The 24966-nt window shown below is 71.0% G+C and carries 21 protein-coding genes; 14 read left to right on the top strand and 7 right to left on the bottom strand.

What is annotated here, in order from left to right:
* Positions 1-67 precede the first annotated feature (67 nt).
* The 3 genes from DPQ65_RS11485 (at position 68) to DPQ65_RS11475 (ending at position 3253) form a co-directional block, all read left to right on the top strand.
* Positions 68-1363, top strand: coding sequence for an adenylosuccinate synthase (locus DPQ65_RS11485; protein WP_114907442.1), 1296 nt, complete (start codon positions 68-70; stop codon positions 1361-1363).
* Between the two features lie 250 nt (positions 1364-1613).
* Entirely contained in the window at positions 1614-2714 is a 1101-nt protein-coding gene (locus DPQ65_RS16160) for a pyridoxamine 5'-phosphate oxidase family protein (RefSeq protein WP_238146800.1), read from the top strand.
* Between the two features lie 86 nt (positions 2715-2800).
* Complete coding sequence (locus DPQ65_RS11475; protein WP_114907441.1) at positions 2801-3253, top strand: heavy metal-responsive transcriptional regulator; 453 nt, start codon at positions 2801-2803, stop codon at positions 3251-3253.
* A gap of 138 nt (positions 3254-3391) precedes the next feature.
* Here DPQ65_RS11475 and DPQ65_RS11470 read toward each other — a convergent pair whose 3' ends face one another.
* The gene (locus DPQ65_RS11470; RefSeq protein ID WP_114907440.1) at positions 3392-4066 is read right to left on the bottom strand and encodes a response regulator; all 675 of its coding nucleotides are present in this window, start codon (positions 4064-4066) and stop codon (positions 3392-3394) included.
* Positions 4063-5265: a sensor histidine kinase gene (locus DPQ65_RS11465; RefSeq protein WP_114907439.1), complete on the bottom strand. Its 1203-nt coding sequence runs from the start codon at positions 5263-5265 to the stop codon at positions 4063-4065. The genes DPQ65_RS11470 and DPQ65_RS11465 overlap by 4 nt, the downstream gene beginning before the upstream one ends.
* Before the next feature lie 182 nt (positions 5266-5447).
* Here DPQ65_RS11465 and DPQ65_RS11460 point away from each other — a divergent pair, with 182 nt between their 5' ends.
* Both DPQ65_RS11460 and DPQ65_RS11455 read left to right on the top strand, forming a co-directional pair.
* Positions 5448-6365: an ABC transporter ATP-binding protein gene (locus DPQ65_RS11460; RefSeq protein ID WP_114907524.1), complete on the top strand. Its 918-nt coding sequence runs from the start codon at positions 5448-5450 to the stop codon at positions 6363-6365.
* The gene (locus DPQ65_RS11455; protein ID WP_114907438.1) at positions 6362-7213 is read left to right on the top strand and encodes an ABC-2 transporter permease; all 852 of its coding nucleotides are present in this window, start codon (positions 6362-6364) and stop codon (positions 7211-7213) included. Before DPQ65_RS11460 ends, DPQ65_RS11455 begins: the two co-directional genes overlap by 4 nt.
* Here the strand turns inward: DPQ65_RS11455 and DPQ65_RS11450 are convergent.
* Positions 7210-7848 carry a TetR/AcrR family transcriptional regulator gene (locus DPQ65_RS11450; protein ID WP_114907437.1) on the bottom strand — a complete coding sequence of 213 codons (639 nt, stop codon included), beginning with the start codon at positions 7846-7848 and terminating at the stop codon, positions 7210-7212. The genes DPQ65_RS11455 and DPQ65_RS11450 overlap by 4 nt on opposite strands.
* 69 nt (positions 7849-7917) lie before the next feature.
* Here DPQ65_RS11450 and DPQ65_RS11445 point away from each other — a divergent pair, with 69 nt between their 5' ends.
* Entirely contained in the window at positions 7918-8394 is a 477-nt protein-coding gene (locus DPQ65_RS11445; RefSeq protein WP_337589688.1) for a hypothetical protein, read from the top strand.
* Between the two features lie 77 nt (positions 8395-8471).
* Here DPQ65_RS11445 and DPQ65_RS15695 read toward each other — a convergent pair whose 3' ends face one another.
* Positions 8472-8636 (bottom strand): hypothetical protein, encoded by a 165-nt coding sequence (locus DPQ65_RS15695; protein ID WP_162802178.1) that lies wholly within the window; start codon positions 8634-8636, stop codon positions 8472-8474.
* Positions 8637-8894: 258 nt separating this feature from the next.
* Here DPQ65_RS15695 and DPQ65_RS11440 point away from each other — a divergent pair, with 258 nt between their 5' ends.
* The gene (locus DPQ65_RS11440; RefSeq protein WP_162802177.1) at positions 8895-9332 is read left to right on the top strand and encodes a VOC family protein; all 438 of its coding nucleotides are present in this window, start codon (positions 8895-8897) and stop codon (positions 9330-9332) included.
* Positions 9333-9473: 141 nt separating this feature from the next.
* Here DPQ65_RS11440 and purL read toward each other — a convergent pair whose 3' ends face one another.
* The 3 genes from purL to purD form a co-directional block, all read right to left on the bottom strand.
* The gene (purL, locus tag DPQ65_RS11435; protein ID WP_114907435.1) at positions 9474-13367 is read right to left on the bottom strand and encodes a phosphoribosylformylglycinamidine synthase; all 3894 of its coding nucleotides are present in this window, start codon (positions 13365-13367) and stop codon (positions 9474-9476) included.
* A gap of 18 nt (positions 13368-13385) precedes the next feature.
* Entirely contained in the window at positions 13386-14324 is a 939-nt protein-coding gene (locus DPQ65_RS11430; RefSeq protein ID WP_238146814.1) for a phosphoribosylaminoimidazolesuccinocarboxamide synthase, read from the bottom strand.
* A 125-nt stretch (positions 14325-14449) separates the two neighbouring features.
* Positions 14450-15727: a phosphoribosylamine--glycine ligase gene (gene purD, locus DPQ65_RS11425; RefSeq protein ID WP_114907433.1), complete on the bottom strand. Its 1278-nt coding sequence runs from the start codon at positions 15725-15727 to the stop codon at positions 14450-14452.
* 438 nt (positions 15728-16165) lie between these two features.
* Between purD and DPQ65_RS11420 the strand changes: the two genes are divergently transcribed.
* The 7 genes from DPQ65_RS11420 (at position 16166) to DPQ65_RS11390 (ending at position 24837) form a co-directional block, all read left to right on the top strand.
* On the top strand, positions 16166-17161 hold the full coding sequence (locus DPQ65_RS11420) for a helix-turn-helix transcriptional regulator (RefSeq protein ID WP_114907432.1): 996 nt from the start codon (positions 16166-16168) through the stop codon (positions 17159-17161).
* A 116-nt stretch (positions 17162-17277) separates the two neighbouring features.
* On the top strand, positions 17278-19518 hold the full coding sequence (locus DPQ65_RS11415; protein WP_114907431.1) for a HelD family protein: 2241 nt from the start codon (positions 17278-17280) through the stop codon (positions 19516-19518).
* Positions 19519-19571: 53 nt separating this feature from the next.
* Positions 19572-21950 carry a DNA polymerase III subunit gamma and tau gene (locus tag DPQ65_RS11410; RefSeq protein WP_114907430.1) on the top strand — a complete coding sequence of 793 codons (2379 nt, stop codon included), beginning with the start codon at positions 19572-19574 and terminating at the stop codon, positions 21948-21950.
* Between the two features lie 30 nt (positions 21951-21980).
* Positions 21981-22655, top strand: a complete 675-nt coding sequence (locus DPQ65_RS11405) for a lysophospholipid acyltransferase family protein (protein ID WP_114907429.1) — start codon at positions 21981-21983, stop codon at positions 22653-22655.
* The gene (locus DPQ65_RS11400) at positions 22652-23332 is read left to right on the top strand and encodes an HAD family hydrolase (protein WP_114907428.1); all 681 of its coding nucleotides are present in this window, start codon (positions 22652-22654) and stop codon (positions 23330-23332) included. The genes DPQ65_RS11405 and DPQ65_RS11400 overlap by 4 nt, the downstream gene beginning before the upstream one ends.
* A 285-nt stretch (positions 23333-23617) precedes the next feature.
* The gene (recR, locus tag DPQ65_RS11395; RefSeq protein ID WP_114907427.1) at positions 23618-24217 is read left to right on the top strand and encodes a recombination mediator RecR; all 600 of its coding nucleotides are present in this window, start codon (positions 23618-23620) and stop codon (positions 24215-24217) included.
* A 32-nt stretch (positions 24218-24249) separates the two neighbouring features.
* The gene (locus DPQ65_RS11390) at positions 24250-24837 is read left to right on the top strand and encodes a DUF5063 domain-containing protein (protein ID WP_202863094.1); all 588 of its coding nucleotides are present in this window, start codon (positions 24250-24252) and stop codon (positions 24835-24837) included.
* Positions 24838-24966 lie beyond the last annotated feature (129 nt).

Genomic DNA, 24966 nt, shown 5'->3' with positions numbered 1-24966 from the left:
CATACTGCCTGATCCACGGGCCAGATAACCTGACCCCTGACATTCCCGTGACAGCGAGGTGGGCAGTATGCCGGCAGTGGTCCTGGTAGGAGCCCAGTGGGGCGACGAGGGCAAGGGTAAGGCGACGGACCTGCTGGGTAGCAGCGTCGACTACGTCGTCAAGTTCAACGGCGGCAACAATGCCGGCCACACCGTCGTCATCGGCGACCAGAAGTACGCGCTGCACCTGTTGCCCTCGGGCATCCTGAGCCCCGGGTGCGTCCCGGTGATCGCCAACGGTGTCGTCGTGGACCTCGGGGTGCTGATCGAGGAGCTGGACGGCCTCGAGTCACGTGGCGTGGACACCTCAAAACTGGTCATCAGTGCGAACGCCCACGTCATCCCGCCTTATAACCGGGTGCTCGACAAGGTCGCCGAGCGGTTCCTGGGCAGCCGGAAGCTCGGCACGACCGGGCGCGGCATCGGTCCCACCTACGCGGACAAGATGAGCCGTGTCGGGATCCGGATGCAGGACCTGTATGACGAGTCGATCCTCCGGCAGAAGGTGACCGCCGCGCTGGACACCAAGAACCAGGTGCTGCTCAAGATCTACAACCGGCGCGCGATCGAGGTCGAGGAGGTCATGGAGGAGTTGCTGCGGCACGCCGAGCGGATCCGCCCGATGGTGCGTGACACCGCGCTGGTGCTCAACGAGGCGCTCGACGCCGACAGGACGGTGCTCTTCGAGGCGGGCCAGGCGACGTTGCTGGATGTGGATCACGGGACTTACCCGTTCGTGACCTCCTCCAATGCGACCTCCGGCGGTGCCTGCACCGGCTCCGGTGTCGCGCCGACCCGCATCGACAGCGTGATCGGAATCCTCAAGGCCTACACCAGCCGGGTCGGGGAGGGGCCGTTCCCGACCGAGTTGCACGACGACAACGGTGAGTTCCTGCGCAAGACCGGCGCCGAGTACGGCACCACGACCGGTCGACCACGCCGTTGCGGCTGGGTGGATGCCGTGATGGGGCGGTATGCCCAGCGGATCAACGGGGTGACCGACTTCGTGATCACCAAGCTCGACGTCCTGACCGGCCTGGAGAAGGTGCCGGTCTGTGTGGCCTACGACGTGCAGGGCGTGCGTCACGACTCGATGCCGGTCAACCAGTCCGACTTCCACCACGCCACGCCGATCTATGAGGAGCTGCCCGGCTGGTGGGAGGACATCAGCCAGTGTCGCACCTTCGAGGAGCTGCCCGAGAACGCCCGCAACTACGTCTTGCGGCTCGAGGAGCTGATCGGCGCACGGGTCTCCGCGATCGGTGTGGGCCCGGACCGCGAGGAGACGATCCAACGATTCGACCTGCTGGGCCGCGACTCCTGATCGTCGACTTCGTGCCGGTGCGCCGCTGCTGCGGCAGCATGGGCATCGCAGCGATCAGGTCACCGCGGTGGATGTCCAAACCGTCACTATGCACTGCCCCGAGATACGGACCGCTCACGCGTTGTGGTCCCTATCTCGGGGCAGCGCATAGTGCGAGGGCGAGGGGAGTCTCGCCGGGTGCTGGGCCTGTGGGCCCGGGGGTTGTGGACAGGCAGATCTACGTGGGTGCCAAAGACGCAAGACTGGTCCCATGCGACGGATACCGAGTGCACGGCGAGGCGGGCCCACCTGGCCGACCCTTGCCGCCGAACTCCTCCGGGCTCGTGATGAGCTGACCGTCGCCCAGGGAGTGGGGCTGGCGCTGCGTGCAGACCGCCGGGCATTGGGGGCCAGCCAGCGGGCGTATGCCGAGCGCCGCGGGTGGAGCAAGACGCACCAACATCGACTGGAGGCCGATGCAGCCTCGCTGCGTCTTGGCCAAGTGATCGATGCCTTGCAGGGCACCGGCTACGAGCTCGCGATCGCTCGGGAAGGCGAGGAGCTGCCGGTGGGGACCCGTCCCGAGACGCCACGGGCGGGGCTGGGACGCCGGGTCTGGCCCGTGGACTGGCGGGACCATGAGTTGATCGGACACGACCGCGGAGGCCGGCGCTTCCCTGCTGATCGCGAGGTCCGTCGGGTCAGTTCGCCGCCCAGCTGGTGGCTCTGGCGCCACGCGACCGACATCCGCGTCCAGAAACCCGCCTGGACGGCAGCGCCCCTGCCCACGGTCTGGTCGGAGGAACTGCGGTCAGAAGTGACGACGCGCGTGGCGGTGGGCAGCGCTACGGTCGAGGACATGGACACCACGGCTGCAACACCTCGTGTCGACCGTCCGAGGCTTCCCGACGGTTACGGCATCCCGGAGACAGCGGAGGGCCAACTGCTCTGGTCCGACGTCGAACCGCGTCTGGTGCAGGCAATGCACTACTGGATCACCAGCGTCCGCCCCGACGGCACCCCGCACTCCGTGCCCCGCTGGGGCGTGTGGCTCGATGGCAGGTTCTGGTATGACGGCGCGCCGACCACCAGGCACACCCGCAATGTCGAGCAGAACCCGGCAGTCACCCTGACCCTGGAGAGCGGCACCGAGGTCGTCATCGTCGAGGGCGAGTCCCTCGCAACCCGGGCCGACGCCGACAGTCTCGGTGCGCGTCTGTCAGCGGCGTTCGGGAAGTATGCCGACAGCGGATATGCCCCCGGCCCGGACTCCTGGTCGGGTGCCGACGGTGGCGGCTTGCGCGTCATCACCCCGCGTCGGGCCATGGCGTGGTTCGCCTTCCCGACGGACTGCACCCGCTTCCGGTTCTGAGCAGCGGGGCGCAGACGTCGCCACCGAAAGGTGCCCGCTGGACGGGCTTGACCTTGGACCCAGGTCCAAGGTTTATCGTCGACGATATGAACACCGCGACGGCGCCCCAACCCACCATCCCGGGGCCAGGACGGCTCCGGATCGGACAGCTCGCGAGGGCAGCGGGGGTCAGCGCGGACGCCATCCGCTACTACGAGCGTGAGGGCCTGCTGCCCCCGCCCAGGCGGACCGCGTCCGGCTACCGCGACTACGGACCAGGTGCCGCGGACCGGCTCGCGTTCATCCAGGGGTGTCAGCGGCTCGGCCTGCGACTGTCCGACATCGGCGACCTGCTGGCGATCCGGGACACCGGGGTGTGTCCGTGCGAACCTGCGGAGCAGCACCTGCGTCGCCGCATCGCGGAGGTCGACGCGGAGCTCGAACGGCTGACCCTCCTGCGGGCCCAGATGTCGGCGATGGTGCAGACGCTGCCGTCGCAGGAGTGTGCGCCCCCGCCGGGCTCGTCCTGGTGCCCACCGAACGAGGAAGGAGGTGACTGAGATGACCGATCTGCTGACCGACCCGACCTGCGACTGCGGAGCCGGCTGTGGCTGCGGCTGCTGCTGAGGGTTGGGGTGCCCGGCCGATCACCCTCAGGGGCAGCGCCGGGCACCCCGGACGTCGCCAGCGGCACCCGTTCAGGAGCTGCGCCCGGGTGGACCGGGGGCCGTCAAACCCGACTCGATCGCGAAGACGACCAGCTGGGCACGGTCCCGGGCGTGCAGCTTCACCATGGCGCGAGAAACGTGCGTGCGGACGGTGTCCGGGCTGAGGAACTGCTGCTCCGCGATCTCCCGGTTGGAGCGGCCGGTGCCGACCCAGGCCACCATCTCCCGCTCCCGCTCGGTCAGCCGGTGCAGCTCGGGGTGCACCCGTGTGGCACGAGTGGTCTCGCCGAACCGCTCGATCACGCGACGCGTGACCGAGGGAGCCAGCAGCGAGCCCCCGTCCGCGACCACTCGCACCGCATCGAGCAGGGCGGTGGGTTCGGCGTCCTTGAGCAGGAAGCCGCTCGCACCGAGCCGGAGCGCCTCGAAGACATACTCATCCAGCTCGAAGGTCGTCAGCATCACGATTCGCACGTCCTCCAGGGACGGATCGGTGGTGACCTCCTGGAGCAGTCCCAGCCCGTCCAGGACCGGCATGCGGATGTCGCAGAGCACGACGTCCGGGCGGGCGCGACGGATCATCGTCAGGCCGCTGCGGCCGTCCGCGGCCTCACCGACAAGCTCCAATCCGTCCTCGAAGCCGATCAGCGTAGCCAGGCCGACCCGGACCAGCGCCTGGTCGTCGATCAGCGCAACCCGGATCACGGCGCCTCCACCGGCAGGTCGGCGCGCACCTCGAAGCCACCCGCGGGTCGCGGCGCGGCTCGGAGCGTGCCGCCGATCGCGGCTGCACGGTTGCGCATGCCTGCCAGGCCCATGCCCTCATCGTGCACCGAGACGCCGTGCCCGTCATCTCGCACCACGAGTTGCAGGCGCCCGCCCGTGGTCGTCAGCGTGAGGTCGACCTGACGCGCCCCCGAGTGCCGCAGGACGTTGGTCAGCGACTCCTGGGCGATGGCGAAGGCCGCTGCCTCCACTGCCTCCGACAGGTCGTCGGGCGACTCGTCGCGCAGCCTCACCCGGACGCCGGAGGCTTCCACCCGCGCCACGAGGGCCGGCAGCTCAGCCAGCCCCGGTCGGGGTCGGCGCGGGGCCGGCTGGCCCGCCAGGCGGGACAGCTCGACGCGCAGCGACCCCAGGGACTCGCGGCTGGTGTCGCGGATCGCCTCGAGCGCGGCCCGGGCTGCTGCGGGGTCACGCTCGAGCACGTGCAACGCGACGCCGGACTGCATCGCGATGACCGCCAGGCCGTGGCCCACGCCGTCGTGCAGCTCCTGTGCGGTGCGCAGCTGCTCGGCCGTGGCGGCGTGCTGGGCCCGCTCCCGGGCCGCCTGACGCCGGTTGCGCAGCAGTCCGGCGAGCAGCCCCGCAGCCAGCGTGAGGCCAATGGTCCCGCTTGACCGCCACAGGGCGGCCACCGCGAAACCGTCAGAGCCGTCCAGCTCGCGGGCGACCAGGCCGGCCAGGGCCACGACGAGGGCCGGGACCACGGAGCGGACCCAGATGCGCACCGGCGCCTGCCGGGCGGTCACGAAGGAACTCACGACGAGCACCAGGTAGACGGGGCCGTCATGGAAGCCGAGCGCGAGGTAGCCACCGACCAGGACACCGGTCACCAGCAGCGTGGCGGCGGGCAGCGCCCGTGCCGCCAGCTGCACCAGCGTCGCCAGGACCACGATGGCGGCCGCCAGGAGCAGCCCGTCACCGACCAGGTCGGGCACAGAGCCGTCAGCCCACGGGGGGCCGAAGTCCTCGGACGGTGCCCGCCGCCCGGACCACCCTCCCTCCGGTGACGCCCCGGAGAAGAGCGTGCCCACGCCGGCGAACACGGCGAGCGGCAGCACCCACAGCAGATCCCGGGCACGGAATCGTTGCTCGTCGCGGCGCGACGGGGCCTGTGGCATGTGACTGAGCCCTCCTCATCCGTCCGCGGGCAGGCGACCCTGACCCGACCCACCGATGCTAGGCCCGGGGCGGAGCCGAGCACCTCCGCTCCGGCGAGCACTCCGCATACGTGATCCTGCGTAGGTCGATCACGCACCCGGGCGGACGACCCCACCCCAGGTGCGGGACCAGGGTGGTGGGCATGAGTGAACCAGTGGTGCAGACGGCCGGCCTCACCAAGAGGTACGGCCCACGGATCGCCGTCGACGAGGTGAACCTGACGGTGCGACGGGGCGAGGTCTATGGCTTCCTCGGCCCCAACGGTGCGGGCAAGACCACCACGCTGCGCATGGTGCTCGGGCTGATCAGACCCACGAGCGGCACGGTCAGTGTGCTGGACGGCGCAGCGGGATCGCCAGGGGTGATGGCAAGGGTCGGTGCGCTCGTCGAGGGTCCCGGCTTCATGCCCTACCTCTCCGGCCGGGACAACCTGCGGGTCCTGGCGCGCTACCGCCGGCTGGCCGAGGCCGAGGTCGAGGACGCCCTCGAGCGGGTCGAACTCGGCGAGCGCGGCGGGGATGTGTTCCGCTCCTACTCCCTCGGCATGAAGCAACGGCTGGGGGTGGCCGCGGCGCTGCTGGGAGACCCCGAGCTGATCGTCCTGGACGAACCGACCAACGGGCTCGACCCGGCCGGCATGGCCGGAATGAGGTCCCTGGTGGTCGACCTCGCCCGAGGTGGTCAGACCGTGCTGTTGTCCTCGCACCTGCTCGGCGAGGTCCAGGAGATCTGCCACCGGGTGGGCGTCATCAACCGGGGGCGCTTGCTGCGCGAGTCGACGGTCGCCGAGCTGCTCGGCACACCGCGGTTGCAGGTGCGCGCCGAGCCGGTCGAGGAGGCGCTCGCGGTGGCCCGGGAGTTCACCGGGGACGTGCTGGTCGAGCGCGGCGAGTTGCTGGTCGCGCTGGCGCCGGAGCAGGCGCCGCAGCTGGTTCGTGCGCTGGTCGCGCGGGGCCTTGAGGTCCACTCTGTGCGGCGGAGTGACCGCTCCCTGGAGGACGTGTTCTTTGAGATGACCGCGGCCGGTGCGGTCGTGCGGCGAGAGGAGACGGTGTCGTGACGACGATGTTGGCGAGCACCCGGGCCGATGTCCTGCGGCTGCGCAGGTGGCCGGCAGTCTGGGTGGTGGGTGCGGCGTGGCTGGTGCTGATGGTGCTGTTCGGATACGTGTTCAACTATCTGGCCTACCGGACCGGCAGTGGCAGCTTCGCGACCGACGGCATGGCGGGTGAGCTGCTGCTGCGCTCGGTGCTGCCGGGCAACGTGCCGGAGACGATCACCGCCGGCACCCCGATGTTCGGGGGCGCCCTGATGGTGGTGCTCGGTGCCATGGCCGCCTCCAGCGGCTACGGCTGGGGCAGTTGGAAGACGATTCTGACGCAGGGTCCCTCGCGCACCAGCGTTGTCCTCGGGTCACTGGTGTCCCTGACGCTTGCGGTCGCGACGACGGTGCTCGCCTCGGTGCTGCTCGCCCTGGGGATCGCAACCTCCCTGGCGCTGGTGGAGGGAGCCGACCTGGCCCTGCCCGCGGCGACCGACCTAGGGCGCGGTGCGGGCACTGCCTTCCTGGTGCTGCTCATGTGGGCGCTGTTCGGCTACCTGCTCGGCACCCTGGCCCGCGGCCCCGCGCTCGCGGTCGGTCTCGGCCTGGTCTGGTCCCTGGTGGTGGAGAACCTGCTCCGCGGCGTCGGCAGTCTGCTGAGCTGGGTCGACGCGCTCACCACGGTCCTGCCGGGCACCGCCGCCGGCTCCTTGGTCGGCTCGCTCGGCGCGACCGGCGGCCCGGAGGGCGCGCCGGGTGTCCTGGACACCCTGTCCGGCACCCAGGCGCTGGTCACCGTTCTGGCGTATGCCGTGCTGCTGCCCATGATCACGGTGCTGGTGGTCCGGCGACGCGACCTCGCCTAGCGCTCGTCGGGGTGCGTCGGTCGGTCTTCGCGGACGGTCTCGGTCTCGGCTGAAGGGTGGACCACCATGGCTGCGATCAACTCCCGCAACTGCTCGAGTGCGTCTGCCAGGGTGAACCCCGAGTCGGGGACGAGCAGTGCGAGGCAGAGCCCGTCAAGGTGTGCCAGCAGCAGCGTGACGTGCCGATCCACATTCGGGTGTCGCAGCTCGCCCTGCTCCTGCAGCACAGCCAGCCAGGCCGCGACGCGTTGCCGACCCAAGGCCGTGAGCGAGGTCAGTGCCCGGGTCGCCTGGTCGGTGCGTCTTGGCCCTAGGGCAGCGGAGTACATGCTCAGCCAGTCGAGCAGCTGGGCCGTCTCGGCATCGCTGGGCGGCAGGAACTGGGCGAGGCACTCACTCAGTCTGTCTGCTGCCGGGACCTGCCGATCCGCGATCCGCAGGTCGTCCAGGTGCGCGTTGAAGGACACTGACATCACGGTGTCGAAGAGTGCCTGCTGGGTGGGGAAGTAGTGGCGCAGTGTGCTGGCCCCGATGCCAGCCCGTGCGGCCGTGCTCCGCACGCTCAGCGCACGGAGTCCGCCCTCGGCGAGCAGCTCCTGCGCCGCCTGCACGATTTGCTCCCTGCGATCGACCATGGATGTCAGCCTCCTCGCCGACCGAGAATACCAGCACAGTGTGCTAGTACAGTGTGCTAGTCTCAAGGTATGATGGATTCGATAGTCCAGGGGCTGCAGGACTTCACCGCCTCCCTGCCCGAGTGGTTGCAGTGGGCCGGGATCGTGATCGCTGGGGCGATCCCGTTCGTGGAGTCCTACCTCGGCTCGGTCATCGGGGTGCTGGCCGGACTCCCCCTGCCGATCGCGATTGCGATGGCGGTCATCGGCAATCTCGTCACCATGTTGCTGGTGGTGCTCGGCGCGGGGGCCGTCCGCTCACGGGTCGCGCGGGACAAGCCGGAGTCGGCCCGTCGACGCAAGCTGCGGGAGCGTTTCGATCGCTTCGGCGTGGCCGGAGTGAGTCTGCTGGGGCAGACCATCCTGCCCAGCCAGATCACCTCCGCCGCCATGGTCTCCTTCGGGGCCTCGCGTCATGCCGTGATCGCGTGGCAGACCGTCTCCATCATCCTGTGGGGCGTGGCGTTCGGTCTGCTGGCGCACTACGGCGTGACGATGATCGACTGAGGCCTGTCAGAGGTCGCCCCGAGAGCGCGCGGCACCCGAGGTTGTCGATCTCCGGTACTCATGAAACTGCCGGCGAGTCAGTCCGTGGCGAGCGGGCTCGAGTGAGCCCGCCGTGACGCGTGGTCGCGGCTATCACCGCGCTGGGTGTCGTGGGCGAGCCACAACGGCCCGACGGCCAGCACGGCCACGAGCAGGATGCCGGCGACGATGGCCAGGTCGGAGAGCAGGTGGTTGATATCCATGCCTCCAGCATCGCCAGACTGGTTGCGGAGCGGATCGTCCTGCGGTCGCGATCTGCTCCGACGGGGCCTCATACCGCGGGTGTGGTCCGACTGCCTCTGGTATGACCGTCGCGGGAGCCTGCCACTGCCCTCCACCGCGCACGACAACCGGAATGGTCAAGGGCGCCGAGGGGACCCACCGCGCTGACCTGCGCAGACGCGACGGGCGTCTCGACGATTCCGGTTGGTGTGCACGCAATGTTGGCTACGGTGGAGGGTATGAGTCAGATCCGTGTCCGACCGAAACTTGTCGTCGATGGCGCCGATCGTGCCATCGCGTTCTACCAGGAAGTCTTCGGGATGAGCCTGGTGAGCCGCTTCACCATGGGCGAGGTGGTGGTCTTTGCCGAGCTCAGCCTGCCCAGCGGCGATGTGCTGCAGCTCAAGGATCCCGACGAAGTTGACCGCAGTCCGGCCGACGGTGGCTCCGGGGTGATCCTCGACGTGGTCTGCGACGACCCCGACGGGGTCGTGCAGGCGGCGGTCGACCGCGGGGCGGAGATCCTGTTCCGGGTCGAGGACCAGCCCTACGGGTCGCGCCAGGGGCGGGTGCGGGACCCGTTCGGGCACCAGTGGATCGTCGGGACGACCCTCACCAAGAGCGATGCCGAGGTGCAGTCCGCGCTGGATGCCTGGGCCAACGAGGGCGCCCAGTAGCCCACGCCGACACCGGCGCCGGTGCGCTCGGTGGGGCGTTTGTCCGGGTCCCGGTGCGCTCGGTGGGGCGTTTGTCTGGGTCCCGGTGCGCTCGGTGGGGCGTTTGTCCGGGTCCCGGTGCGCTCGGTCGAGGTGGGGTGGTCAGTCCACCCAGACGCGGGCGTTGCGGAACATCCGCAGCCAGGGGCTGGCCTCGTCCAGCGGGCCGGGCGTCCACGACAGCTGGGCGTTGCGCTGCACCCGCTCGGGGTGCGGCATCATCGCGGTGAACCGTCCGTCCGAGGTCGTCACGGCGGTCAGGCCACCGGGTGAGCCGTTCGGATTGGCGGGATAGCTGGTGGTCGGGTGCCCGTGGTGGTCGACATAGCGCGCCGCCGCCAGCACCGCCGACGCATCACCGCGCGCCGCGAAGTCGGCCCGGCCCTCGCCGTGCGCGACGGCGATCGGGATCCGGGATCCTGCCATGCCGGAGAAGAAGATCGAGGGGTTGTCCAGCACCTCGACCAGGCTCAGGCGAGCTTCATACTGCTCGCTGGCGTTGCGGGTGAACCGCGGCCACGCCTCGGCTCCGGGGATGAGGTCGGCCAGGGCGGCGAACATCTGGCAGCCGTTGCAGATGCCCAGCGCGAAGGTGTCGGTTCGGCCGAAGAAGGACCCGAAGGACTCCGTCAGCGCGGTGTTGAACAGCACGGAGCGTGCCCACCCCTCGCCGGCCCCGAGGGTGTCGCCATAGGAGAAGCCTCCGCAGGCGACCAGCCCCACCACGTCGGCCAGGTCGAACCGTCCGCTCTGCAGGTCGGTCATGTGGACGTCGAAGGTGTCGAAGCCGGCCCGGTCGAAGGCGAAGGCGGTCTCCAGGTGGCTGTTGACTCCCTGCTCGCGCAGGATCGCGACGGCGGGGCGGGCTCCCAGGTTGAGGTAGGGCGCGGCGACGTCATGGGTCGGGTCGAAACTGGTGGCCAGGTGCAGGCCGGGGTCGTCGTCGCGGCCGAACGCTGCGTGCTCGGAGTCCGCGCACTCCGGGTTGTCGCGCAGCGAGCTGATTCGCCAGGAGACCTCGTCCCAGGCCTGCGCCAGGTCGCGCACCGGCTCGTCCAGCGAGACGCCCTCTCCCTGCACGCGCACGCGACGCTCGGCGGTGGTGCTCCCCAACAGGTGCGTGAGCTCGGCGAGCCCGTGCTCGGCCAGCACGGCCCGGGCGGCGTCGACCAGGTTGGTCGGGACCCCGAGGACCGCTCCGAGCTCCTCGGCGAACAGGGTGGCCACCGCGTCGGCACCGGGCAGCGTGACGTCGAGGCCGACGGCGCCGGCAAACGCCATCTCGCACAACGTTGCCCACAGGCCACCGTCAGACCGGTCGTGGTATGCCGTCACGAGGCCCTGCGCGCGCAGCTCAGTGAGCGCTCCGGCCAGGGCGATCAGCCGGGCGGGGTCGTCCAGGTCAGGCACGGTGCCGCCGAACTCCCCGCGCACCTGGGCGAGCATCGAGCCGCCGAGGCGGTTGCGGCCGGCGCCCAGGTCGACCAGCAGGAGCCCCGTCTCCGGAGCCACCTGAGGGGTCAGGGTGCCGGTGACGTCGGGGAGCGAGGCGAAGGCCGAGACGGCCAGGGACACCGGCGAGGTCACCTGCCGGGCCGCGCCGTCCTGCGTCCAGGTGGTCCGCATCGACAGTGAGTCCTTGCCGACCGGCACCGAGATGCCCAGCGCGGGACAGAGCTCCATGGCCACGGCGTGGACGGTGTCATACAGCGCAGCGTCCTCGCCCTCCTCGCCCGCGGCGGCCATCCAGTTGCAGGACAGCTTCACCCCGCTGAGCGTCACCGGCGCGGCGAGCAGGTTGGTCAGTGCCTCACCGACCGCCATCCGCCCCGAGGCCGGCCCGTCAACGGCGGCGAGCGGGGTGCGCTCGCCGCTGGCCATCGCCTGCCCGGCCAGTCCCACCAGGTCGGACAGGGTCACCGCGACATCGGCAACCGGCACCTGCCACGGCCCGACCATCTGGTCCCGGTGGCTCAGCCCGCCGACCGTCCGGTCACCGATGGTGATCAGGAACCGCTTGGAGGCCACGCTCGGGTGGCGCAGGACGGCGTATGCGGAGTCCCGCACCGCGGACCCCTCCAGCCCGGTGCGGTCCAGGTCGGGCGTGGAACGGGTCAGCCGCCGGGCGTCGCGTGTCATCTTCGGGGGCTTGCCCAGCAGGACCTCCATCGGCATGTCGACGGCCTCGGCCTCCGGGTCACCCAGGACCAGCTGGGGCTCGTCCTGCGCGACCCCCACCACGGCATACGGGCACCGCTCCCGCTCGCAGACCGCAGCGAACCCGTCCAGGGAGTCCGGGGCGATCGCCAGGACATAGCGCTCCTGGCTCTCGTTGGACCAGATCTCCTTGGGGGACAGGCCCGACTCCTCCAACGGCACGGCCGACAGGTCAAAACGGGCGCCCAGGCCTGCGTCGTCGACCAGCTCGGGGAAGGCGTTGCTCAGGCCGCCGGCTCCGACATCGTGGATCGCCAGCACCGGGTTGTCGGCGCCGAGGGACCAGCAGTGGTTGATGACCTCCTGGGCGCGGCGCTCCATCTCGGGGTTGCCGCGCTGCACCGAGTCGAAGTCGAGCTCGGCGGCGTTGACCCCCGAAGCCATCGAGCTGGCGGCGCCACCGCCCATGCCGATGCGCATGCCCGGTCCGCCGATCTGCACGAGCAGGGTCCCGGCGGGGAAGCGCACCTTCTCGGTCTGCGAGGCGCTGATCGACCCCAGGCCGCCGGCACTCATGATCGGCTTGTGATAGCCCCGGCGCACACCGTCGACGGTCTGCTCATAGACCCGGAAGAAGCCGCCGAGCGCAGGACGCCCGAACTCGTTGTTGAAGGCCGCGGCGCCGATCGGTCCTTCGAGCATGATGTCCAGCGGTGCGGCGAGGTGGTCCGGGGCGCCGTACGGGTCCGCCTCCCACGGCTCGTTGGTGTCGGGCAGGTGCAGGTTGGAGACCACGAAGCCGGTCAGTCCGGCCTTGGGGGCGCTGCCGCGACCGGTGGCTCCCTCGTCGCGGATCTCGCCGCCGGCACCGGTGGCGGCGCCGGCGAAGGGGGAGATGGCGGTCGGGTGGTTGTGCGTCTCCACCTTCATCAGCACGTGGACCTCGTCCTCGGCCGCGGCATAGCGCCGCGGCCCGTCCGCACCGCCGGTCGGCAGCCACCGGGTGATCGGTCCGCCGGCCATCACCGAGGCGTTGTCCTTGTAGGCCACGACCGTGCCGGCACCGGAGACCTTCTCCGTGTGCCGGATCATCCCGAACAGGCTGTGCGGCTGTGCTTCCCCGTCGATGACGAAGTCGGCGTTGAAGATCTTGTGGCGGCAGTGCTCGGAGTTGGCCTGGGCGAACATGGTCAGCTCGACGTCGGTCGGGTTGCGGCCGATGCGGGTGAAGGCGTCGACCAGATAGTCGATCTCGTCGGGGGCTAGTGCCAGGCCCCAGGCGGTGTCGGCCTCCGCCACCGCGTCCCAGCCTCGGCCGAGCACGTCGACCAGTTCCATCGGGGCGGCCTCTCGCTCGGCGAACAGCGCCGCGGCTCCCTCGGAGCTGGGCAGCGCCGTCTCGGTCATCCGGTCGTGCAGCAGAGCGGCGCAGGCCACCCACTCCTGTTCGGTCAGCGGGGCCGGGCCGTCCAGCGCGAGGGTGTAGTCGACGGTCCGCTCGACCCGGTGGATGGCGATGCCGCAGTTGTGCACGATGTCGGTGGCCTTGCTCGCCCACGGTGAGATGGTGCCCAGCCGGGGGGTGACCACCACGGTCGCTTCGCCCGGGGCAGGCTCGGTGGGCTGGTGCGGGTCGCCGTAGGTCAGGAGCTGGCGCAGGGTGTGGGCCTCGTCGTCGGTGAGCGGGGCCGCGGAGGCCACCCAGTGCTGGTAGCGCGCGCTGACACCGGTCACGCGCGGGACCACCGTCTGCAGCCGGCGCAGCAGGGCACGGGCACGGAAGTCGGAGAGCGCCGAGCCACCGGCGACGGTCGTCAACGCAGGGTCGTGCGCGGCCATGAACGGGTCTCCTCGGGATTACTGCGGGGTGGGGGTGCGGAAGGTCTGGCCAGTCAGGGCCTCATAGGCCTCGACGTAACGGGCCCGGGTGAGGGCGATGACCTCCGCAGGCAGGGGCGGGGGAACCTCTCCGGACGACCGGTCCCAACCGCTCGCGTCCGAGAGCAGCCAGTCACGGAGCACCTGCTTGTCGTAGGACGTCTGCGGCTGGCCGGGCTGCCACTGGGATGCACGCCAGAAGCGGCTGCTGTCAGGGGTCAGCACCTCGTCGGCCAGCACCACCTGGATCGCGTCGGGATCCACTGTGGCCCAGTCGATCTCATCGTCCGGTCCGACGCCCAGAGACACCGGGTCCACGCCGTACTCGACCTTGGTGTCAGCGATCAGGATGCCGCGCTCGGCGGCGATCGCGTTGCCCCGATCAAGTATGCCGAGGGTCAGGTCCCGCACCCGGCTCGCCAGGTCGGGGCCCAGCTCGTCCTCGACGTCCTCGAAGGACATCGGCTCGTCGTGTTCACCGGCCGGGGCCTTGGTGCTCGGCGTGAAGATCGGCTCGGGCAGCCGGGACCCGTCCTGCAGCCCGGCCGGCAGGGCGACCCCGCTGACCGAGCCGCTCTGGCGGTACTCGGTCAGTCCGCCGCCGGTGAGATAGGCGCGGGCGATGCACTCCACCGGCAGCATCCGCAACCGACGCACGGTGATCGCCCGGCCAGCGACCCGGTCCGGGACACGGGTGTCCAGCACGTGATGGGGGATCAGGTCGGCCAGCTGGTCGAACCACCACAGGGAGAGCTGGGTCAGCACGGCCCCCTTGTCGGGGATGGGGCTGTCGAGGACGTGGTCGAAGGCCGAGATCCGGTCGGAGGCGACCAGCAGCAGGCGGGACTCATCAACCAGGCCGGTCTCCGGCGCGATCGGGGCAAACAGCTCGCGGACCTTGCCGGAGTAGACGGGCATGAAACCGGGGAGCTCGCCCGGCAGGCCCGCACGGTCCTCGCTCAGGGATCCCAGGTCCGGGTTCTCACCGACGCTGCGGTCAGCGGTCCTGCCCGTGCTCTGGTCAGGGCTCTCGCTCGCAGGGGTCATGTCAGGACGGTCCCCTCTGCCGCGCGGGCGGCGATGTCGGTGCGGTGCTGTCCACCCGCCAGATCGATCACGGCGACGCCGGCGTAGGCGCGCTCACGGGCCGTGCTGAGGTCCGGTCCGGTGCCGACCACCGAGAGGACCCGGCCGCCTGAGGCGACCACGCCCTCCGGGGAGTCGACAGTCCCGGCGTGCAGGACCTGCACGTCCTCCAGGGCGCCGCACTCCTCGAGGCCGGCGATGGCGGCGCCGGTCACGGGGGCCTGCGGGTAGCCCTCGCAGGCCAGCACCACGGTCACCGCCGCCAGTTCGTGCCAGGACAGTTCGGGCATCTCGGCCAGGCGACCGTGGGCCGCCGCGTCCAGCAGTTGGGCGAGAGGGGTGCGCAGGCGGGCGAGAACGACCTGGGTCTCCGGGTCGCCGAAGCGGGCGTTGAACTCCACGACGCGCAGTCCGCGCGAGGTCAGCGCCAGCCCGACATAGAGCACTCCCGCGAACGGGGTGCCGCGGCGGCGCATCTCATCGATCGTGGGTTGGGCGATGCGCTCCAGGACCTCGGGGACCAGGTCGTCGGGCGCCCAGGGGAGCGGGCTGTAGGCCCCCATCCCGCCGGTGTTGGGACCAGTGTCCTGGTCGCCGACCCGTTTGAAGTCCTGGGCCGGTGCCAGCGCGCGGACCTCGGTGCCGTCGCTGATGCAGAACAGGGAGATCTCGGGCCCGTCGAGGAACTCCTCGATCACGACCCGGCCGTCGTCCTTGGCCAGGCAGGCCAGTCCATGGGCCAGGGCCTCGGCGTGGTCATCGGTCACCACGACGCCCTTGCCCGCCGCCAGACCGTCGTCCTTGACGACAAACGGTGCGCCGGTGCTCTGCAGGGCCTGGACCACCTCGTCCTCGGAGGTGCAGATGTGTGCGAGGGCCGTCGGGACGCCGGCAGCGGCCATCACCTCCTTGGCGAAGGCCTTGCTCCCCTCCAGGGCAGCTGCGGCCGCAGAGGGACCGAAGCAGGCGATCCCCCGGGCGCGGATGGCGTCGGCGACACCGGCCACCAGCGGTGCCTCCGGGCCGACGACCACCAGGTCGGCGCCCACCTGCTCGGCCAGCTGGGACATCGCCGCGGGGTCGGTGACCGGCCCACAGTCCGGGAAGCACTGGGCCACCAGATCGATCCCAGGGTTGCCGGGAGCGGCGAGCACGGCGTCGACGGTGGGGTCGGCGGCCAGTGCGCGGACGATGGCGTGCTCGCGCGCGCCGGAGCCAATGACGAGAACCCTCACGGGACGACACTAAGCCAGGGTCGCCTCAGGCAGAACTCGGCCCTGTGCACGAACTCACCGGTTCGGGACGCGGGCGTGGTTGCGCAAGGCCACAGGCTCCCGGCGCCGGGGGCGGGCCGAACCTCCCCAAAAATGCGCAGGGGGCGGGCCAAACCTCCCCAAAAATGGGGGAAGACGGGGCGTGGCCCACCTGGGAGGCAGGGGGGGTCTTCTCCCAGATGGGCCACGCGGTGGAGAACGGGGTCTGACTGTCTCGGGGGGGATAACAGTCGACTCACACATTCCCCACTCCGGCTAGGCCGGTGGCACCACAATGACATGACCGCTGACAGATGTCACGTTGAGAGGTGGCGGCTTATAGTCATTGTCGGTGATCCGACACAATGGCAACGGTGTCGTGGGACCAACGCACAGAGCGACGACGGAGGGAGGCACCCGGTGCCGAGACTGGATGAGTTGGCGGACCCACAGTTCGAAGACTTCCTGACCTCGCTGTACCTGGCGATGCTGCGGACCGGCCGGCCGACCCGGGAGGCGCTGGTCGACTCGGGGCTGCACCCGGACGACGTCGACCGTGGGGCGGCGTTCCTGGTCGGTCGACAGCTCATCACGCCGATCGGCCCCGGTGTCTGGGACATCCTGCCCCCGGAGACGGCCATGCCCCGGCTGGCCGCCACGCTGGAAGCGCGGGCCCGCTCCACCCGGAACACGGCCCCTGAGCTCGGTGCCCTCTGGCGCCAGGCCAGGGTCGAGCCCGAGGAGCCGACCTTCGTCGGCGTGGAGATGTTGCGGTCCGTCGACCAGGTCGTGCTGGCGAGCCACTCCCTGTCCGCCACGGCGCAGGAGCGGCTGCGCTACTTCCTGGACGACTCCCCGGCCACGCTGCAGCAGCTGGGCGAGGACCCCAGCGCGATCGTGTGGCCGTCGGTGCCGCGCAGGTCGATGAGCCTGGTGGTGGACGTGGCCCTGTTCCAGCACGACGGGGTGCTGACCCGCCTCGAGGAGCTCGCGAGCTCCGGGGTGGCGGTCCGGGTGGGTGATGGCCTCCCGTTCAGTGGCTTGGTGGTGGACGACAAGACGGCGCTGGTCGACCTGTCCCGCCACGATCCACGCGCCGACGGGTCGTTCGTGGTGCGGCGTCGGGCAGCCGTCATGGCGATCGGGGCGCTGTTTGACGTGGCCTACGAACTGTCCACCCCGATGGCGCCGACCCTGGCGCGGATGGCCGGGGAGACTGACGAGGCGCCGCTGGAGCCGCGCGACCGACGGATCCTGAGCCTCTTGGCAACCGGAGCCACCGACCAGCAGATCGCACGCAGCGTGAGCGTCTCCACACGCACGGTGGAGCGGCGGGTTGCCTCCCTGATGCGGACGCTCGGTGCGAGCACGCGGTTCCAGGCGGGCGTGCAGGCGACCCGCCGCGGCTGGATCTGAGCAACGGCCGGAGGGCAGAGGTCTCCGAGGACACCCGTTGTTCACCCGGCGACCGGTAGGCTAGTCCGACCCATTGACGGAGCAGCACCCGTGACCAGGCCGTCGGGGTAGAGGGGATGGAACCGAAGGTGACTGAAGCCACCGAGGATGTGCTCGCGCGCGAGATCGCCGTGGAGCAGACCCATGTAGACCGCGTCTACACCGAGCTCTCCAAGGCGGTCGACCGTGCCCAGCTGGTGCATGCCGAAGGCATGTCGCGCGGGCAGACCGACCGGCGCGGCACCGGCGACCCCCGCGACGAGGAGCTCGCCGGCCTCTTCGAGCGGGACGCCCTGGTCTTCTCGGCCTCGCGGCGCACGGCCGCCCTCCAGCACCAGCACGAAGGCCTGGTCTTCGGCCGGCTCGACCTGGATCACGGTGTCCCGGACCGCGAGCCGGACCGGGAGGTGCGTTATGTCGGCCGGCTCGGCGTCCGGGACGACGACTATGAACCGCTGGTGATCGACTGGCGGGCACCGGCCGCCGCCCCGTTCTACCGCGCCACCCCCGTCGACCCCCAGGGGGTGCTGCGCCGGCGCGTGCTGCGCTGCCAGGGGGAGCTGGTCATCGGCATCGAGGACGACCTGATGGTCGCCGAGGCACCCGAGGACCTGGTGGTCGTGGGCGACGGTGCGCTCATCGCGGCGCTGACCCGGTCGCGGGGCCAGCGGATGCGCGACATCGTCGCGACCATTCAGCAGCACCAGGACGAGGCGATCCGGGCCGCTGCCCGTGGGGTCACCGAGATCACCGGCGGGCCGGGGACCGGCAAGACCGTGGTCGCGCTGCACCGCGCGGCCTACCTGCTGTATGCCGACCGTCGCCGTTTCGAGTCCGGTGGCGTCCTGGTGGTGGGTCCGTCGGCGGCCTACACCGCCTATATCGAGCGGGTGCTGCCCGGCCTGGGGGAGGACTCGGTCGTCCTGCGGTCGGTCGGTGACCTGGTCGGCGGCATCACCGCCACCCGCAACGACCCACCAGGCGCTGCGGCACTGAAGGGCAGCCTCGCGATCCGTCGCGTGCTGGGGCGCCTCGCGCGCGAGCCGATCCCCGGCGCGCCGGACCTGCTCCGGGTCTTCGTCGCAGGCCACGCGATCCGGTTGGAGCGCGCCGCCCTGGCACGGGTGCGGCGCGCTGTCCTGCGCCACCACCAGCGCAACAACTCCTTCGCCACGGCGCTGCGGGAGCTCGGCGAGGCCGCGTGGGCGCAGGTGCGCGAGGGCGAGAAGGACGAGTTCCTGGACAAGTTCGAGGACTCCACGGATGTCGAGGCGTTCGCCCGTGAGTGGTGGCGCCCGGTCGACCCTCGGGAGGTGCTGCTCTGGCTGGCCGATCCGGACACGGCCGACCGGCTCGCCGGTGACCTCCTCGGGAAGGAGAGTGCCGGCATACTCGCTGCCTCGCTGCAGACCGCCCTGGAGACGGGCACCTGGAGCGTGGCTGACGTGGCCCTGGTTGATGACCTGGCCGCCCGGCTGGGCCCGATGGTGGACCTGCCCTCGGAGGAGCGCGGCTTCTATGAGATCGAGGAGCTGGAGGACGCCTCGCAGTACGGCACGGCCGCCCTGCGCGTCGGCCTGGACCGGGACGAGTCGATCTCTGCCGCGCCGTCCACGGACGGTGCGGGACAGCGGATCTCGGCCGATCCCCGCGAGCGGCTGCTGTCCGGCAGGGTGACCGCCGCCGATGAGTACGCCCACGTCCTGGTCGATGAGGCCCAGGACCTCTCCCCGATGCAGTGGCGGATGCTGGGCCGGCGTGGCCGCTGGGCCTCCTGGACGGTCGTCGGCGACGCCGCGCAGAGCTCGTGGCCCGACATGGAGGAGTCGCTGGCAGCCCGCGAGGAGGCCTTCGGCAGCTCGGTGCGGCGCTCCTTCCACATGAGCACCAACTACCGCAACGCCCGCGAGATCTTTGCGTATGCCGAGGCCCTGATCCGGCAGTACGTTCCCGATGCGGACATCCCGGACGCGGTGCGCGACACCGGGGTCGAGCCTGTGGAGCTCGCCGTGGAGGCGGACGGTGCCTCCGTCGCGGCAGCCACCGGCGAGGCGCTGGCACGTCTGACCGAGGAGGTTGCCGGCTCGATCGCGGTGATCGCGCCCCAGCGCTGGTGGTCAGACCTGGGCGAGGTGACCGGCCGCCACGACGGGCGCGTCGTGCTGATCGACCCGTTGTCCTCCAAGGGTCTGGAGTGGGACGCGACGGTGGTCGTGGACCCCGAGGCGATCATCGCGGAGTCGCCCGGTGGCCCCCGGGTGCTCTATGTGGTGCTGACCCGAGCGGCCCACCGGATGACGGTGCTGCAGGTCCGATGAGGTCCTGTGGGTGATGGTCGGAGGATGACGGTCCCGGCGGCTAGGGTCGGCCTGTGACCACCGCGCTGTACCGCCGCTATCGCCCGGAGACCTTCGCCGACGTCATCGGGCAGGAACATGTCACCGACCCGCTGATGCAGGCGCTGCGCTCGGGACGGGTCAACCACGCCTACCTGTTCAGCGGGCCCCGTGGGTGCGGCAAGACCACCAGCGCACGCATCCTGGCGCGCTGCCTCAACTGCGAGCAGGGCCCGACCCCTGACCCGTGCGGTGAGTGCGAGTCCTGCGTGGCCCTGGCTCGTGGCGGGCCCGGCTCCGTCGATGTCATCGAGATCGACGCCGCGAGCCACGGTGGTGTTGACGACGCCCGTGACCTGCGCGAGCGCGCGGCCTTCGGGCCGGCTCAGTCGCGCTACAAGGTCTACATCATCGACGAGGCGCACATGGTCACCTCGCACGGCTTCAACGCGCTGCTGAAGGTGGTGGAGGAGCCGCCGGAGCACGTGAAGTTCATCTTCGCCACCACCGAGCCGGACAAGGTGCTGTCGACGATCCGCTCGCGCACCCACCACTACCCGTTCCACCTGGTCCCGCCACAGCGGTTGACCACCTACCTGGAGGAGCTCTGCGCGGCCGAGGGCGTGCAGCTCGAGCCCGGTGTGCTCTCCTTCGTGACCCGGGCCGGCGGAGGGTCGGTGCGTGACTCGTTGTCGGTGCTCGACCAGCTGATGTCCGGCGCGGACGAACGGGGGCTCACCTACGACGGCGCCGCGGCCCTGCTCGGCTTCACCGACGTGGAGCTGCTCGACTCGGTCGTGGACGCCGTGGGGGCTCAGGACGCCGCAGCCGTCTTCCGGCAGGTCGACCGGGTCATGGAGTCCGGGCACGACCCCCGCCGCTTCGTCGAGGACCTCCTGGAGCGCTACCGCGACCTCATCATCGTGGCCGCCGTCGGAGAGCGGGCCGGTGGCCTGCTCCGGGGCATGCCCACCGACCAGGTCGAGCGGTTGCGCCAGCAGGCCTCGCTCTATGGTCCGAGCACCCTGACCCGCTGCGCCGATGTGGTCTCCAGGGGCCTCTCGGAGATGACGGGCGCGGTCTCCTACCGGCTGCACCTGGAGCTGATCTGTGCCCGTCTCCTGCTCCCGGCTGCCGCCGGGGAGGACGGGTATGCCGCACGCCTGGACCGCATCGAGCGTCGCCTCGCCGCCGGGCCGGGTGGGGCACCCGCCGCCGCCCAGCAACCACCTCAGCGCTCCGAGCAGCCCGAGGCTGTCGCGCCGCCGCGTGGCGCCGCCGCACCACAGCCGACAGCACCTGTCCAGGCGGCACCCGTGCAGGAGCCACAGCCCAGTCAGGCGCCGCCTGCGCAGACAGCACAGCCCACCCAGGCGCCGCCCGCGCAGGAGCCACAGCCCACCCAGGCGCCGCCAGCGCAGGAGCTACAGCCCACCCAGGCGCCGCCAGTGCAGACACCACAGTCAGCGCCCGGGCCTGCCGCGCCGGGGCCTGCGGCCGCGGCGCCACAGGCGCCTCCTGCCGGACCGCCGCAACAGCCGGTGGCACCCTCTGCCGGCGGCGCCCCCGGGTCGCTGGACACCGAGGCCGTGCGCCGCTCCTGGCCCGAGATCCTGGACAAGGTCAAGGAGATCCGCCGGGTCACCTGGACGCTGGTCTCGGTCAACAGCACGGTCCTGGACTACGACGGGCAGCGGGTGCTCCTCGGACTGAGCAGCGAAGGTCTGGCCACCACCTTCAACCAGGGTGTGCACGCCGAGGTCGTCCGTCAGGGCCTGGTCGATGCCATCGGCCTGGACGCCAGGGTCGAGGGCACGGCCTCCCCGCAGGGTGGCGGTGGCCCCGGGGGCTCCGCGCCACGCGGAGGCGGGCCCGGGGCGGCCCCGCCAACCGGCTCCCCAGTCCCCTCGGCTGGGTCATCTGCTGGCCCTTCCGCTGAGTCTTCCTCCGGGACGTCCCCTGAGTCTTCCTCCGGGACGTCCCCTGAGCCTTCCTCTGGGGCGCCCACCGCCGCCGAGCAGCTCGGCGTGGCTGGGGCGACGGCGACACCCCGCTCACCGGGTGGCAGCCCTGCCGGAGCGCCACCGGCCCAGGAGTGGGCCGAGTCCGCGCGTGAGGCACCACCGCCGTGGGCGACCGAGCCCGTCGCGGAGACACCGGAGCCCGAGCAGGCACCCCAGGCGCCGGGGTCCGAGCGGGCACGACCAGCCCAGGGCGTTCCGGCGCATCAGCAAGCCGGGGCAGCAGAGCAGGCAGACCCAGAGCGTGCTCCGGACCCGGTGCGGCAGCCGGGCGGTGACGTGCCGCGCGAGGACGACGAGGACCTCGAGAGCTCCGGAGCCGTCGGGCTGCCCGTGATCGAGAGCGTCCTCGGCGGTACCGTGATCTCCGTCGACGACGACCCGACCCACTGACCCTGGGTCGGCCGGACTGCTGGAGGCCAGATGCTCTATAGCGCGCTACGTGTCGTCGTGCGACCCACCGCCCTGGCCATCTGGCGACCCGATGTCGTGGGCGCCGAGCGGGTCCCGGCGGAGGGCCCGGTCATCCTCGCGAGCAATCACCTCTCCTTCGCGGACAGCATCGTCATCCCTCTGACCGCGCCGCGCCAGGTCGCCTTCCTCGCCAAGGACGACTACTGGACCGGGACCGGCCTGAAGGGGATGGTGAGTCGCAACTTCTTCACGGCCATCGGCAGCATCCCGGTCAACCGCGACGACACCCGGGCGGCACAGACGTCCCTGGACCTGGCGTTGGAGCACCTGCGCGGCGGGGGTGCCTTCGGGATCTACCCCGAGGGCACGCGCTCGCGCGACGGGCTGCTCTATCGCGGCCGAACCGGTGTGGCCTGGCTGGCCCTGACCGCCGGGTGCCCCGTCGTCCCGGTCGCCCTGACCGGCACGGACCAGCTGCAACCGGTCGGGTCGCGGCTGCCCAAGCGGGTCCGGGTGCGGGTCGAGTTCGGCACCCCCATCGACTTCACCGGTCGCTTCGATGACGTGCCGGCGGGCCGGGCCCGCCGTGAGGCCACCGACGAGATCATGACGGCCATCCAGGCGATGTCCGGTCAGGAGCCCGCAGGGCGCTATAACGAGCGCACCCCGGACCTGCCCGCATGACCCCGGACGGCCACCAGGCGCTATCGCCCCCGAGCGGTGGCCCTCGACACCCCGTGGTGCTCTTCGACTTCGACGGGACGCTCGCCGACACGATCCCGCTGATCGTGGCCTCCTTCCAGCACACGGTGCGAGACGTGCTGGGCGAGGAGATCACCGAGCCCGAGGCCCGCTCGTGGATCGGGCACACCCTGGTCGACACCTTCCGTGAGCGCTATCCAGACCGCGCAGACCTGTTGGTCACGACCTATCGCGAGTGGAACCTCGCTCACCACGACGAGCTGATCCGCGCCGTGGACGGCGTCCCGGAACTGCTCGATGAGCTTCAGGCGGCCGGCTGCCGCGTCGGGGTGGTCTCCTCCAAGGGCGAGTCGACCGTCCGCCGCGGGCTCGAGGCGGTGGGCCTTCGGCACGACTTCTCGGTCCTGGTGGGCCTGGAGGCGACCGCGCTGCACAAACCGCACCCCGACCCCCTGCTGCACGCCGCGAGGGCCCTGTCGGTCGACCCGTCCGACTGCGCTTACGTCGGTGACGCCGTGGTCGACATCCGCGCCGCGCGGGCCGCCGGGATGCGCGCGGTGGGCGTCACCTGGGGTGCCGGGACGGAGCAGGAGCTGCGTGCCGCTGGCCCGGACGTCGTGACCCACGCCGCAGGTGACCTTCTCGGCATACTGACCTGACAGCACCAGCGCCGCACTCCGCCAGCCCTGCCCATCAGCCCGCGCCACACTCCGCCGGGTAGCGATTCGGCACGCGGCCAGGCGGACTGACAGCGCGAAACGGTTCTGGGAGCCTGCCATGGCGCGCTTCAAGAACGCTGAGGTGCTGTCAGTGACCACTGTCCTCCCCTGTGCACAGGCTGTGTCGGCACGAGGAGGGAGGAGTGGGCCGAGTACCTGGCGTCCGTCTGTCGTGTCGGAGCGCCTGGCCGGATTGTCAGCCGCACCGCCTAGAGTCAGGTCACTGTGTATGAAGGTGTGGTCCAGGACCTGATCGATGAGCTCGGCCGGCTTCCCGGCATCGGGCCCAAGAGCGCGCAACGCATCGCCTTCCACCTGCTGGCGGCCGACCCCGACGACGTCACCCGACTGGTCGAGGCGCTGACCGAGGTGAAGGACAAGGTGCGCTTCTGTGAGCTCTGCGGCAATGTCGCGGAGGCCGAACGCTGCCGGATCTGCGCCGACCCACGGCGTGACCAGAGCCTGATCTGCGTGGTCGAGGAGCCCAGGGACGTGGTGGCCATCGAGCGCACCCGGGAGTTCCGCGGGCTGTATCACGTGCTCGGCGGCGCGATCAGCCCGATCGATGGCATCGGCCCGGGCGACCTGCGCATCCGCGAGCTGATGACGCGGCTGGCCGACGGCAAGGTCGTCGAGGTGATCATTGCGACGGATCCCAACCTGGAGGGTGAGGCGACCGCGACCTATCTCGCTCGGATGTTGGGCACGCTGGGGATGCGGATCAGCCGGCTGGCCTCCGGGCTGCCGGTGGGCGGGGATCTGGAGTATGCCGACGAGGTCACCCTGGGGCGGGCCTTTGAAGGGCGTAGGCTGATCGAAGCATGACCCGCTGAGAGCGCACCACAGGGGAGGGCGTCATGAGTGAGTCGATGGAACGCGAGCTGGCAGTGCTCGCGGAGGAGACCGCCCGCGAGGCGGGGACCTACCTGGTCGCCCTGCGCGAGCTGGCCTCCGGTGGCAGACCCGACACCGCCCTGCCGCTCCTGCTGCTCGCCACGACGCAGCTGCAGGCGGCCGGCGCCCGGCTGGGCGCGATGGTCGACGTGGTGCCGCACGACCAGTTCGAGGCTGACGCCGGCCCCGAGGCCAACGTCGAGGGGGTGCGCAACGGGCTGCACGACCTGCTGGCCGGCGTGGACGACTATGTCGAGGTCGAGGACCCCGTCACCTCGGGCGAGGTCGTGCACGGCCTGATCTCCGACGACCTGACGCAGGTGGCCTCCGATCTGGCGCACGGTCTGCACCACTGGGAGGCCGGACGTCGCCAGGAGGCCCTGTGGTGGTGGCAGTTCAGCTACCTGTCGACCTGGGGCGAGCGCTTGGCCGCCGCGACACGTGCACTGCACAGTCTGTTGGCGCACGTCCGGCTCGACGCCGACGAGGAGATGGTGATGGAGGCCGAGATGGCCGCCCTGCACGCCGAGCCCTCGACCGACCCCGTCTGACCGCCCGCCTCGACCGGGCGCGTCGGCGCCTGAGGTTTCACCCCACCGGGCGCGTCGGCGCCGGAGGATTCACCCCACCGGGCGCGTCGGCGCCGGAGGTTTCGCCTCACCGGGCGCGTCGGCGCCGGA

It is taken from the genome of Ornithinimicrobium murale (genome assembly GCF_003352835.1).
In the GTDB taxonomy this organism is placed as follows: domain Bacteria; phylum Actinomycetota; class Actinomycetes; order Actinomycetales; family Dermatophilaceae; genus Ornithinicoccus; species Ornithinicoccus muralis.
This window is presented reverse-complemented; position numbering and strand designations above follow the sequence as displayed.

What these genes read in the sequence shown, in the direction of transcription:
- DPQ65_RS11485 (WP_114907442.1), top strand. Translation starts at nt 68, where the DNA reads ATGCCGGCAGTGGTCCTGGTAGGAGCCCAGTGGGGCGACGAGGGCAAG.
- DPQ65_RS16160 (WP_238146800.1), top strand. Translation starts at nt 1,614, where the DNA reads ATGCGACGGATACCGAGTGCACGGCGAGGCGGGCCCACCTGGCCGACC.
- DPQ65_RS11475 (WP_114907441.1), top strand. Translation starts at nt 2,801, where the DNA reads ATGAACACCGCGACGGCGCCCCAACCCACCATCCCGGGGCCAGGACGG.
- DPQ65_RS11465 (WP_114907439.1), bottom strand. Translation starts at nt 5,265, where the DNA reads ATGCCACAGGCCCCGTCGCGCCGCGACGAGCAACGATTCCGTGCCCGG.
- DPQ65_RS11460 (WP_114907524.1), top strand. Translation starts at nt 5,448, where the DNA reads ATGAGTGAACCAGTGGTGCAGACGGCCGGCCTCACCAAGAGGTACGGC.
- DPQ65_RS11450 (WP_114907437.1), bottom strand. Translation starts at nt 7,848, where the DNA reads ATGGTCGATCGCAGGGAGCAAATCGTGCAGGCGGCGCAGGAGCTGCTC.
- DPQ65_RS11445 (WP_337589688.1), top strand. Translation starts at nt 7,918, where the DNA reads ATGATGGATTCGATAGTCCAGGGGCTGCAGGACTTCACCGCCTCCCTG.
- DPQ65_RS15695 (WP_162802178.1), bottom strand. Translation starts at nt 8,636, where the DNA reads ATGGATATCAACCACCTGCTCTCCGACCTGGCCATCGTCGCCGGCATC.
- DPQ65_RS11440 (WP_162802177.1), top strand. Translation starts at nt 8,895, where the DNA reads ATGAGTCAGATCCGTGTCCGACCGAAACTTGTCGTCGATGGCGCCGAT.
- purL (WP_114907435.1), bottom strand. Translation starts at nt 13,367, where the DNA reads ATGGCCGCGCACGACCCTGCGTTGACGACCGTCGCCGGTGGCTCGGCG.
- DPQ65_RS11430 (WP_238146814.1), bottom strand. Translation starts at nt 14,324, where the DNA reads ATGCCCGTCTACTCCGGCAAGGTCCGCGAGCTGTTTGCCCCGATCGCG.
- DPQ65_RS11415 (WP_114907431.1), top strand. Translation starts at nt 17,278, where the DNA reads ATGGAACCGAAGGTGACTGAAGCCACCGAGGATGTGCTCGCGCGCGAG.
- DPQ65_RS11405 (WP_114907429.1), top strand. Translation starts at nt 21,981, where the DNA reads ATGCTCTATAGCGCGCTACGTGTCGTCGTGCGACCCACCGCCCTGGCC.
- DPQ65_RS11400 (WP_114907428.1), top strand. Translation starts at nt 22,652, where the DNA reads ATGACCCCGGACGGCCACCAGGCGCTATCGCCCCCGAGCGGTGGCCCT.
- DPQ65_RS11390 (WP_202863094.1), top strand. Translation starts at nt 24,250, where the DNA reads ATGAGTGAGTCGATGGAACGCGAGCTGGCAGTGCTCGCGGAGGAGACC.